10 protein-coding genes are annotated in these 10,816 nt (G+C 67.8%); 5 read left to right on the top strand and 5 right to left on the bottom strand.

Translation table 11 applies throughout. The annotated features are described in order from the left end of the window. Positions 1-50: 50 nt before the first annotated feature. Both ABU113_RS10940 and ABU113_RS10935 read right to left on the bottom strand, forming a co-directional pair. Complete coding sequence (locus tag ABU113_RS10940) at positions 51-1,121, bottom strand: zinc-binding dehydrogenase (protein WP_454559553.1); 1,071 nt, start codon at positions 1,119-1,121, stop codon at positions 51-53. Next, complete coding sequence (locus tag ABU113_RS10935; RefSeq protein WP_454559552.1) at positions 1,118-2,728, bottom strand: FAD-binding oxidoreductase; 1,611 nt, start codon at positions 2,726-2,728, stop codon at positions 1,118-1,120. Before ABU113_RS10935 ends, ABU113_RS10940 begins: the two co-directional genes overlap by 4 nt. 185 nt (positions 2,729-2,913) lie before the next feature. Between ABU113_RS10935 and ABU113_RS10930 the strand changes: the two genes are divergently transcribed. Beyond that, complete coding sequence (locus ABU113_RS10930) at positions 2,914-4,164, top strand: MFS transporter (protein WP_454559551.1); 1,251 nt, start codon at positions 2,914-2,916, stop codon at positions 4,162-4,164. Next, positions 4,161-5,114, top strand: a complete 954-nt coding sequence (locus ABU113_RS10925; RefSeq protein WP_454559550.1) for a VOC family protein — start codon at positions 4,161-4,163, stop codon at positions 5,112-5,114. Before ABU113_RS10930 ends, ABU113_RS10925 begins: the two co-directional genes overlap by 4 nt. A gap of 22 nt (positions 5,115-5,136) precedes the next feature. Here the strand turns inward: ABU113_RS10925 and ABU113_RS10920 are convergent, their stop codons facing one another. From ABU113_RS10920 to ABU113_RS10910, 3 genes are read right to left on the bottom strand one after another with little or no spacing between them, the layout of a single operon-like run. Next, entirely contained in the window at positions 5,137-6,516 is a 1,380-nt protein-coding gene (locus tag ABU113_RS10920; RefSeq protein WP_454559549.1) for an FAD-dependent oxidoreductase, read from the bottom strand. After that, entirely contained in the window at positions 6,513-6,872 is a 360-nt protein-coding gene (locus ABU113_RS10915) for a hypothetical protein (protein WP_454559548.1), read from the bottom strand. Before ABU113_RS10915 ends, ABU113_RS10920 begins: the two co-directional genes overlap by 4 nt. Beyond that, a complete protein-coding gene (locus tag ABU113_RS10910) occupies positions 6,872-8,092 on the bottom strand; it encodes a methyltransferase domain-containing protein (RefSeq protein WP_454559547.1) in 1,221 nt (406 codons plus the stop codon). The genes ABU113_RS10915 and ABU113_RS10910 overlap by 1 nt, the downstream gene beginning before the upstream one ends. 182 nt (positions 8,093-8,274) lie before the next feature. Here ABU113_RS10910 and ABU113_RS10905 point away from each other — a divergent pair, with 182 nt between their 5' ends. From ABU113_RS10905 to ABU113_RS10895, 3 genes are read left to right on the top strand one after another with little or no spacing between them, the layout of a single operon-like run. Continuing rightward, entirely contained in the window at positions 8,275-8,577 is a 303-nt protein-coding gene (locus ABU113_RS10905) for an REDY-like protein HapK (RefSeq protein ID WP_454559546.1), read from the top strand. Between the two features lies 1 nt (position 8,578). Then, a complete protein-coding gene (locus ABU113_RS10900) occupies positions 8,579-9,397 on the top strand; it encodes an SDR family NAD(P)-dependent oxidoreductase (RefSeq protein WP_454559545.1) in 819 nt (272 codons plus the stop codon). After that, positions 9,394-10,770 (top strand): MmgE/PrpD family protein, encoded by a 1,377-nt coding sequence (locus ABU113_RS10895; RefSeq protein ID WP_454559544.1) that lies wholly within the window; start codon positions 9,394-9,396, stop codon positions 10,768-10,770. Before ABU113_RS10900 ends, ABU113_RS10895 begins: the two co-directional genes overlap by 4 nt. Positions 10,771-10,816 lie beyond the last annotated feature (46 nt).

Here is a 10,816-nt window from a genome sequence, read left to right as displayed (position 1 = left end):
AAGGCATGGCCGAACTCAACCAACCCATGATCGAGGAGGAAAATCAGCCCCTACACATCACCGCCAAAGCCGCCTGACGATGGCCCACGGCCACAGCCGAAATTACACCACCTTGACGGACGCGACCCGATCACTTTGCCGATGGATTGACCCGACAGCAGATGCTCGATGGCGTCATAGACGCCTTCCAGCCCCTGGAAATGGCGGTCGTCGAATCTCACCTGCACATTGCCTTCGCGGTAAAGCGCGAACAGCCGCTCCCGCGCGGCCGGCCAATGTTCGGTCAGCAGGCCGTTCATGAAGCCGCGTACTGATGCACCCTTGTAGTAGATGGCATGGGCGATGCGGGGCGCGGTGACGATCTCCGGCTTACCCTCCAGATCGCTGGCGGCGCCGCCCACGACCAGCCGGCCATGGCGGGCAATGTTGGCGAGGAAGGCGTCGAAGATTGCTCCACTGACCGTGTCGACCGCGACGTCGATGCCATGGGGGTATTCACGGGCCAGTACCTCGCCGACATCTTCACGGCGGTAGTCGATCACCCGCCGGGCGCCCAGATCGCGGACAAAATCCCCCTTCTTGGCACCACCGCACACGGCGATGACATGACAGTTCCGCTGAACTGCAATCTGCACCAGGAAATGGCCGAGACCACCGGCGGCCGCGGAGATGGCAACGGTCTCGCCGTCCTTGAGGGCGCCGATATGTTCAATGGCAAGCAGGGCGGACACACCCGTCGAGGCCAGCGCCAGCCAGTCGGGCGTCGCCGCCGGTACTTTCACGAACTGGGACGCCGGGCCCGTGTTGGCTTCCCGGTAACCGCCGGTGAAGCGCACCGTGACGGCGGCGTCACCAACCGCGAAATCGGTGACACCGGGGCCAACCGCATCCACCGTGCCGATGGCCTCGACGCCCGTGAAGGTAGGCAGTGTCAGGCGAACATAATCAACCGCATTGCGGGCAATCTGGGTGTCGAAAATGCCATTGATGCCGCAATAGGCATTCCGTACGCGAATTTCGCCCGGTCCGGGTTCAGCCAGTGGCAGGTCGACGATCGCCGTCGCCTCGCGGAACGACGGGGCAACGCGGTCGAGCCGGATGGCGCGGTAGGTTTCGCTCATTTCGGGAAACCCAGACCGCCGGGATTGAACTGGCGGCTCGGGTCCACCAGCTGCTTGATGGCGTCGAGCAGCTGCCGGGATGCTTCGTCGCGACTGCCGCGATAATCATAGCTGCGGCCGATCTGGAAATGGGCGCAGCCATAGCGGGCACAGATGGCCTTCACGGCTTCGCGGGCGCGAGAGACGACAGCCGTCGCCTCCGGGTTGGCCGGCAGCTTGGGCAGGCGCGCCAGATGGGCCGGCTCGATCATCGAGGCATGGACCGGGCGATAGCCATGCGGCCAGAAGAATACCGGTTCAATGGTGACGGCGTTGGTCGCCAGTGCCGTGAACAGGAAGCCGGTGGTGATGCTGTGCTGCTCGAACTCGGCGGCCATCTCGGCGAACATCGCCTGAATCTCGCCGAACATCGCCGGCGCGTTGGACAACGACACATGGCCATGCACCGGGGCCCAGCTTTCGCCCTTGGGGCCCAGCATGGAGTTGGGCGGCGGGAAGGGTTGGGCGCGGATCACCTTGGCGATGGTGTTGGCGATCTCAACGCCATCGAAGTCCTTGGCGATCTTGCGCGCGGTCGCGAGATCCGCCGCGACACCTTCCTTCGAGCGGCCTTCGGCGATGACATGGAGGGGGTATTCCTCCTCCTCGATGAAATTGCGACCGCTCAACGCGATCTTGGCGGCTGACAGCAGGCCCTTGCCAATGTTCTTTTCCTTGCTGATGACCGCGCCCAGTGCCTTGACATCACTCATCATCGACATGCGTTGCAGGCGCACCTTGGTGAGGCCGGGGTCGAACGCGCACATTTCGCTGGCGATGCCGGCGCGCGCCATCTCGGCCATGGCCGAGAGCATCTGCTCGCCGGTCTTGAACGAGAAGGACGCATAGTCCTCGTGGGCCGGCGTCCGGATCAGGCGCAGGGTGATCTCGGCCTTGACGCCAAGCGTGCCGGCGTCGCCGCAGAACAGGCCGGCGAGGTCGGGGCCATAGTGACGATAGAACGGCGTGTCGCCGTCGGGACCACGGGCGCCGGTGCGCAGGATCTGGCCGTCGCCCAGTACCATGGTGAGCGCGATCACGCTTTCGCTCGATGTGCCGTAGTGGCCGGCGCCGAACATGGCGTTGAGCTGGGACAGACTGCCGCCAATGGTGGCATAGATGCCCGACATCGGGCCCCAGAAGGGCGTGCGCAGGCCATGCGGGGCGAGGGCTTCATTGAGCTTCAGCCAGCTGCAACCGGCCTCGACCGTGACCGTCATATCCTCGGGACTGACGCGCAGGACGCGGTCCATTCTGGAGAAGTCCAGCGAGATGGTGCGGTCATTGGCGGGCAGGTAGGCGCCGGTGTAGCTCATGCCAGCACCGCGCGGCGCCAGCGACAGGCCAGCAGCATGTGCAAGGGCGACCACCTGGCTCAGTTCCGCCGTCGAGCGCGGCGATATCACCAGCAGGGTCTTGTGGGCGCTGGGGCTCCAGATGTCCTCGCTGAACAGGCTCAGGGTTTCCGCGTCGTCGCGCACCTGCTCGGCGCCCACGATGGCGGCAAAGCGGGTGGCGAGGTCGGGAATGGCGAGGTCCGCGGGGAGGGGCGTGACATTGGACGACATGGCTCGATCCTGCCTGTAATCGTGAGGTCGGACGGGGGAGTGTGTTCGAAACTAGAGGGGCGGCCACGATGGCGGAGATGTAGCGGCTTGATTATCCGCAGGGCGGATGCTCGCGGCGCATCCGTTGTGGCGATGCGACGTGAAAGGGCCAATCACCCGGACCATAACAGGGAAGGAAGCGTGACGTGGCAGTGGCGGATGGCGTAGCTCAGCCTGCAGGCTATGGTGAGTTCAGGCAGGGCTGGAAGATCGTCCTGGCCTCGCTTCTGGGTATCGGCCTTGGTCTGTCGCCCATGCCGTTCTATACCATTGGTGTCTTCGCGCCGCATCTCGCCAGAGATTTCGGCTGGTCCATCGGTGAAATCATGGGCGGTATCACGGTCACCACGATCGTGGTGCTGTGGGCCGGCCCCCTGGCGGGCTGGGTCGCCGAGAAGTACGGCGTGCGACGGGTCACCTTGACATCGCTGGTCCTGTTCGCGCTCGCGTTCATGTCACTGGCGCTGTCGACGGGCTCGCTGACGCTGTTCTATGTGAGCTGGGCGATCGTCGCGGCGTTCGGCGCCGGTACGCTGCCGATCACCTGGACCAAGGTGGTCAACAACTGGTTCGATGCCCGCAAGGGGCTGGCACTGGGCATTTCGCTGATGGGAACCGGCCTGTTCGGGGTACTGGCCAAGCCCTATCTGGCCTGGATGATTGCCGAATTCGGCTGGCGCTGGGCCTATGTCGGTCTTGGCTTGTTGCCGCTGATCATCGCGTTCCCGACCGCCTATTTCCTGTTCAAGGAGAAGGAGAGCCAGGCCGGGAGCGGCGTGGCCCGTGTGCTCCAGGGCGGACTGACGCTGCCGGAGGCGCTGCGGGAGTGGCGCTTCTGGCTGCTTATCCTCGCCATCGTTCCGGTATCCTTCGCACTGGGTGGGCCGGTGCCAAACATGGAGAATATCCTGACCAGCGCGGGTGTCGCGCCAGGCACCATTCTGGCGCTGACGCCCCTGATCGGCTTTTCGGCGCTCGTCGGGCGGGTTATCGGCGGCTGGCTGCTGGACCGCTTCTGGGCACCCGCGGTTGGCTTCATCATCATCAGCCTGCCGGCGATTTCCTGCTGGCTGCTGACGGGGCAGGATCTCAGCTATCCGGTGGCGGCGGCCTCGATCTTCCTGATCGGGTTTGCGCTGGGCATCGAATACGACCTGATGGCCTATCTCGTGTGCCGCTACTTCGGGATGCGCTCTTATGCGACCATCTACGGCGTCCTGTATGTTTTCTTTGCTCTTGGCGCCGGCTTCGGTCCGCTGCTGTTCGGCAAGGATTTCGACATGACCGGCAGCTACACCAGGGCCTTGATCGCGTCATGCGGCATTCTGGTCGCGGGCGCCGCATCGCTGCTGCTTCTCGGGCGCTACCGTCGTTTCGACAATGAGGTGGCGGCATGATGCGCGCGCTGGACAACGGCTTTCAGGAAGCCGTCGCCATTGTCAGTGATGCGTCGGCGACCGCGGATCGGCTGTGCCGGGTGCTGGGTTACGGGCGCCTCTGGGAAGGGGCGCCGGCACGGGAGTCGCTGGACCTGCTCGGCGTGCCCGCCGACTGGCAGGCTCATGAAGTCCTGATCGGTGACGCAGCCCAGGGGCGCGGCTACATCCGCCTGCTGGCCTTCCCCGGCCGTGACACCGGGGTCATGCGCGATGGCGCCCAGCCGTGGGACACCGGCGGCATCTTCGACATCAACATTCGCGCGCTGCGCTCCATCGAGACGCTGTATCGCGGCATGACCCAGGCGGGCTTCGCCGGTTTCGCGCCGATCACCGCCTGGGACTTCGGCCCGGTGTCGGTGAAGGAAGTGGTCTCCCGCGATGGCGACGGCGTGTGCATCGCGTTCATGGAACGGGTGGCGCCGCCGCTGCAGGGGTTCGAGGCCGTCACCGGGCCTGCGTCCTACGTGTTCAACTCCACCCAGGTGGTGGCCGATTTCGATGCGGCGCGCACTTTCTACACCGAGGTGATGGGCTGGAAACCGGTGCAGGAGTCGCAGTGGGCCCACGAGGCCGGTTTCAACTGCATGGGCCTGCCGCTCGATGTCGCGCGTACCAGGCAGATTCGCGTCGGTATCTACCACCCGCACGGGCGCATGGAAGGCTCGCTCGAAATCATCGCCTTCGAGGGCGAAGGGCTCGATTTTGCCAACGCCAGCCCGCCGGATCGCGGCTGGGCCTCGCTGCGCTTCCCGGTGCGGGATGTCGACGGCGTCGTCGGTCGGGCGGCCGCGGCGGGCTGCGCCGTCCAGCCTCGTCGCTCGTTCCTGCTGGCGCCTTACGGCGAGGTGGAGGCGGCGGGCCTGGTGACGCCGTGGGGCGCCCGGCTGGAGGCCTTCCGGGCGCTGTGATGCCGCCGGGCGGCGGCAGCTTTCAGGCAAGCACCTGACGCGCCGCCGTCTCGCCGGCAATCCGGCCCAGCGTGACCGCCGTGCACAGCCCCATGGCCGGCAGATAGCCCCAGGACGAAGGCCCGGAGACGCTGCGGGCCGCACCGCCGCCCGCGAACAGGTTGGGCAGCACGCTGCCATCGGCACGCATCACGCGAGCCTCGCCGTTGATCTGCAAGCCGCCCTGGGTGTGGTAGATGGCGCCCACCACCTTGAGCGCCCGATAGTCCGGGCTCGGCGGGGTGTCGCTGCCCCACACGCGACCGGTCTTGTCGGCGATGCCGGCCTTCTGGGCCTGCCAGGCCTCCGCCAGCGTGGCGGATAGGCGGGCGGCATCGACGCCGATGCGGGTTGCTAGTTCCTCGATGCTGCTGGCCGTCTTGGCGGCGTTGAGTTCCATCAGGGCCCTGGTTTCCGGGATGTAGGCGCAGCGGGCCTCGATGGCGGCGTCGAACACCACCCAGCAAAAGCCGCCCGGCTGCTCCAGCACCGGCCGGACCATGCCGGCGATGTCCGCCGTCTCGTCGACGAAGCGGTCGCCGGCCTGGTTGACGATGATCCCGCCCTCGACAATGACGCCCGGCGGCACGCTGATGCCCTGCGGGTCGGTGAGCATGGCGTAGCCCTGGTAGGCGCCCATGTCGCCCACTGCCGCCCCCAGTTTGGCGCCCAGCCGGATGCCGTCGCCCTGGCTGCCCTCGTGGCCGTTGTTACGGGCTGTTGCCATCTCCGGGATGTAGCGGGCCAACATGTCATGGTTGGCGGCAAAGCCGCCGGTGGCGAGAATCAGGGCCTCGCAGCCCAGGCGCTCGATCGTGCCGTCGGGCCGGGTCAGTTCGACGCCGCGCACACGGCCATCGTCGTCGGCGATGATGTCGGTGAGGCGTGCCTGCAGCAGGGTCGGGATGCCAGCCTCCGCCAGCTTCTGGTGCAGCAGTTCCACCATGTCCTGGCCGCCGTGGCCGTGCCAGCCGTGGACGCGGAAACGACTGTTGCCATAGGCCGGGCGGAACCCCTGGTCGAGCGACCAGGGTAGCTGGTGGCGCTCGACCAGCCAGTCGAGCGTCGGCCCCGAGCCGAAGGCGATGGCGCGGGCGATGACCGGGTCGGTCTGGCCGCCGGTCTTGGCCATGATGTCGGCGAAGAAGGTCTCGCCGTCGTCCTCGATGCCCAGCGCGGCCTGAGCCCTGGTGCCGGCGGCACAGAACAGGCCCTGCGACATGCCGGTGGAGCCCAGCGGGCGGCCATCGCGCTCGACCAGCAGGACCTCGGCGCCCTGATCGTGGGCGGCCAGTGCCGCGACCGCGCCGCAGGCGCCACCGCCAACGACGAGAACGGGAACGGAAAAATCAAACTCGGTCATGCGTCGCGGCTGATTTCTTCACCGACATCCTCGGACGCCACGTCGTCGGCGAGCACGGCGGCCTCGTTCTCCTGCTGCACGATGCGCAGGATGCGGGCGATATATTCCTGGGTCCACAAGGCGCGTTCGGCGGCGGCGTTGGCATCGGGCGCGAACGCGTCGATCTCGCCGGCGGCGAGGATGCCCTTGGCGGCCAGCAACCGCTCCAGCGTGTCGTTGCGCTGGCGGGCGACCGCCAGTTCCTGGGCCACGGCCATGGTGATCGCCAGCACCCGCTCGACCTCGGGCGTCATGAAATAGGGGCGCTTGCCGGCGGGCTTGGCGCCAGCCTCGCGCAGGGCGTCGGAAATACTCATCAGCCGATGGCTCCAATCACATGCCAGGCCGCCTTGCGACCATAGTCCTCGGTGTCGTCGTCGGCGGCGTCGGGGAAGAGTTCGCGGTCCACCACCGCCGTCACACCGCCGTGGATCAGCTTGTCCTGCTCGAAGCCGGCCGCCAGCATGGCGGCGTCGAGGTCCATCTCGTGCATCCGGCTCCAGAACGGCTCGTTGTTGTAGAAGGCGTCCCAGTCGCGCATCGCCTGCTCGAACAGCGGCATGTCCGGCGCGTATTGCGGCTGCTCGACATGCAGGACAATGCCGCCGGGCCGCACCAGCCGGCGCGTCTCGGCGAAGATGTTGCGCAGCGCGGTCGACGACAACTCGTGCAGGAACATGGTGGTCTGAATCCAGTCGAAGCTCGCATCGGCGAACATCGACAGATCCTCGCCACTCGCCTGGACGAAGCGGATGTTGTCGACCCCCAGCGACTTGGCGCGGGCCAAACCGTAGCGCAGCACCGGCGCGCCGAGATCAACCACGGTCATCGCCGCCTCGGGGAAGGCCTGCGCCAGCGGCAGGCTGCTGTGGCCGACCGTGCCGCCGATCTCCAGGATGGTGCGCGGTTTGAAGTCCGGCAGATTGCGCTTCACCCAGCGCGCCACGGCGTGGCCGCCGCCATCGGAATATTTGCCCAGCAGACCGCTGGTGGTGACGAAGCCGGCGTGGTCGTAATTGGCGCCGTTGGTGACATCGCCGGGGAAGGCCTCCTGATGGTAGCTGCCCGGCATGCAGTGGTGGTCCACCGCCGCCACGTAGCGCGGGATCGCCAGGCTCGGGTCGAGCCGGAGGCGGTCGTCGCCGTCGGTCAGTTCGGCGGCGAGGCGGGCCAGCCGCTCGCGCTGGCGGATGGCGGTCCAGCGCCCGGCCTGCTGGCGCTGTTCCATGGTCATGCGCCGCAAGGCCGACCAGGTCTGGAAAGCAGGGTCCTTCAGCAGCGCCTTGCGGGCCTCGTGCCGGTTGGCGATCGGGCGGCCCTGTTCGGCCTCGAAGCGCGGCGCGACGCGGGCGTCATAGGCGGCCTTGACACCGGGCACGACGCGGGCGGCGAGGTGGCGGTTCATCTGGGCGAGAAAGTTGATCCGCTCGATCTCGTCGTGCGAGGTTTGCGGGAACACGGCGTGGCGGCCGATCACCCGGTAATCGGGTGGCCCGTCATAGTTGGCGACGGGGGTGTTGCTGCGCGTTTCGTCCACGATCAGCTCCTCGCTGTACAATCCTGAACCACCTATGATGCGCCCGTCGGTGGCGACGGAACGGCCAGATCGGGCGCTGGCCGCACGTCGGACAGTTCGGGGCGGGGGCTCCCGCCGCCCCGTCGGGGTTGGTAGCAACGGCTTTCTGTTCTGGCCTCATGCACTTTACATGGAGATCCGCGATGCGCCTGATTGCCTTGTTCAATCTCAAGCCGGGCGTCGAGCCGGCCGCCTATGAGGCCTGGGCACGCGAGGTCGACCTGCCGACGGTCAACGGGCTGGGCTCGATCGAGCGCTTCGAGGTGTTCCGCGCCACCGGCCAGCTCGGCAGTGACGCCGCGGCTCCCTATGCCTATGTCGAGATCATCGACGTCGCCGACATGGACGCCTTCGGCGCCGACATCGCCACCGAGGCGATGCAGGCGATCGCCGCCACCTTCCAGGCCATGGCCGATGTGACGTTCCTGACGACGGAGAAGCTCTGACATGCGGTTCGCGGGCAAGACAGCCGTCGTTACCGGGTCCGGCCGCGCTGGCGGGCTGGGTGAGGCGATCGTGCGGCGGCTGGCGGCGGAAGGTGCCGCGGTCGTCATTTCCGACATCGGCGCGTCGCGGGACGCCGCGACGCCGGACAGCATGATCGGCGGCACCGCCGAGATGGCGGCCATCGCCGCCTCGCTGCCCAAGGCCTCGACCTGTCCGTGCGACGTGCGCGACCCCGAGCAGGTGCGGGCGCTGGCCGCGCATGCCGTCGCGGCGCATGGCTCGCTGGACATCTGGGTCAACAACGCCGGCATCGGCTACATCATGAAGCCGATGCTGGAGGTAACGCCGGCGGACTGGAACGCCGTGATCGCCGTGAACCTGACTGGCGCTTTCTATGGCCTGCAGGCCGCCGCCGAGGTGATGATCCGTCAGGGCCGGGGCGGGCGTATCATCAACATCGCCAGTCAGGCCGCCAAGTCCGGCTTCCCGCATGCCCAGGCCTACACCGCCTCCAAGCATGGTCTGGTCGGCCTGGCGCGGTCGGCCGCCATCGAGCTTGGCGAGCACAAGATCACCGTCAACAATGTCTGCCCCAACCATGTGACCACGGGGCTCGGCGCCTGGCAGAACGAGCATTTCGCCGAAGTGCAGGGCATTTCGGTGGACGAATATCTCAAGCGCATGGCCGCGCGCATCCCGCTCGGCCGGCCGGGCCTGCCGGCCGACACGGCGGCGGCGGTCGCCTTCCTGTGTTCCGACGATGCCCTCTACATCACCGGCGAGAGCATGAACGTCTCGGGCGGGGAAGAGACCCATTGAACCCGTCCGAGCAACTCGTTGACCATGCGCTGGGCGTTCGCTGGGCCGATGTGCCGGCGAATGCCCGCCGGGCGGCACTGACCTTCCTGCATGACAGCCTGTGCGTCGGTGCGGCCGGCCGCCACGCCGCCCATGCTGACGCCGTGCTGGACATTGCCCGTGGCTGGGGCAGCGGCGGCACGGCCGGCGTCCTGGGTCGGCCGGATGTCCAGTTGCCGCCCCATGCGGCCGCCTTCGTCAACGGGTTCCAGATTCACGGTCAGGAATATGACTGCGTGCATGAACCGGCGGTGCTGCACCCGATGGCGACGGTGCTGTCCGCAGTGCTGGCCGAGGCGGCGCGCGCGCCGGCGCCGGTCGATGGCGAGGCCTTCCTGGCGGCGCTGGTCGCCGGTGTCGACATCGCGGTGTGCCTGGGGCTCGCCGCCGGGCCGCTGAGCTTCTTCCGGCCGGCGACGGCGGGCATCTTCGGCTGTGTGGCGGCGATCGCCAACCTGGCACGCCTGCCCCGGGCGGTGGCGCTGGACGCCTTCGGTCACGCCCTGTCGTTTGCCTCCGGCACCATGCAGGCCCATGTCGAGGGCAAGCCGGCACTGCCGGTGCAGGTCGCCAACGCCGCCCGCAATGCCCTGGTGGCGGTCGATCTGGCGCGGGCCGGCATGCCGGGCGTGCGCCACCCCGTCGATGGCCCGTTCGGCTACTTCGGTCTGCTGGAGGTCGAGGGCACGGCACAGGCGGCGGTGGCCGGTCTCGGCGTGCCGGGGCAGCGCATAGCTGGCCGGCATATCGCCGAGGTCAGCTGGAAGCCGTTTCCCACCGGCCGGGCCGGCCATGGCGGCATCGTCGCCACCCAGCGGCTGATGCAGGAGCAGGGCCTGCGCGCCGAGGAGCTGGCGTCGTTCACCTATGTCGCGCCCCCCTTGATCCATCGTCTGGTCGGCCGACCGGCCCATGAGGCGATGGAGCCCGGCTATGCGCGCCTGTGTCTGGCCTGGCTGGTGGCGGTGACGCTGACCCGGGGCAAGGTTGATCTGGCTGACTTCCAGCCGGCGACGTTGCGCGATCCGGCAATCCTGGCGCTGGCCGCGAAGGTGTCGGTCGTCGACGATGGCAATCCCGACCCGGCGGCGTTCGTGCCGGCCCAGGCGATCGCTCGCCTGACAGACGGCCGGGAGCTGCGTGTCGACGTGACGGCCCAGCTGGGCTCGCCGGCCTGGCCGCTGACCGACGACCAGCACCGGGACAAGGCGCGGGGTTGTCTGGCGTTCGCCGGCCTGCCGGATGTCGACGCGCCGCTGGCGGCACTGATGGCGGATTTTCCCGCTCAGCCGGATGCGCTCGCGGCGCTGCGGACGACAGGAATCATCGGGTGATGCGGCAGCCGGCCTTGCCGGCAGCCATGCCCGTCGCCCAGGCTTG

It is taken from the genome of Parapedomonas caeni, from assembly GCF_041060555.1.
Classification (GTDB): Bacteria; Pseudomonadota; Alphaproteobacteria; order Sphingomonadales; family Sphingomonadaceae; genus CAUJIW01.
This window is presented reverse-complemented; position numbering and strand designations above follow the sequence as displayed.

Bases quoted from the DNA above. Each gene is read 5' to 3' on its own strand.
- ABU113_RS10925 (WP_454559550.1), top strand. From the start codon at position 4,161: ATGATGCGCGCGCTGGACAACGGCTTTCAGGAAGCCGTCGCCATTGTC.
- ABU113_RS10900 (WP_454559545.1), top strand. From the start codon at position 8,579: ATGCGGTTCGCGGGCAAGACAGCCGTCGTTACCGGGTCCGGCCGCGCT.
- ABU113_RS10920 (WP_454559549.1), bottom strand. From the start codon at position 6,516: ATGACCGAGTTTGATTTTTCCGTTCCCGTTCTCGTCGTTGGCGGTGGC.
- ABU113_RS10935 (WP_454559552.1), bottom strand. From the start codon at position 2,728: ATGTCGTCCAATGTCACGCCCCTCCCCGCGGACCTCGCCATTCCCGAC.
- ABU113_RS10905 (WP_454559546.1), top strand. From the start codon at position 8,275: ATGCGCCTGATTGCCTTGTTCAATCTCAAGCCGGGCGTCGAGCCGGCC.
- ABU113_RS10940 (WP_454559553.1), bottom strand. From the start codon at position 1,121: ATGAGCGAAACCTACCGCGCCATCCGGCTCGACCGCGTTGCCCCGTCG.
- ABU113_RS10915 (WP_454559548.1), bottom strand. From the start codon at position 6,872: ATGAGTATTTCCGACGCCCTGCGCGAGGCTGGCGCCAAGCCCGCCGGC.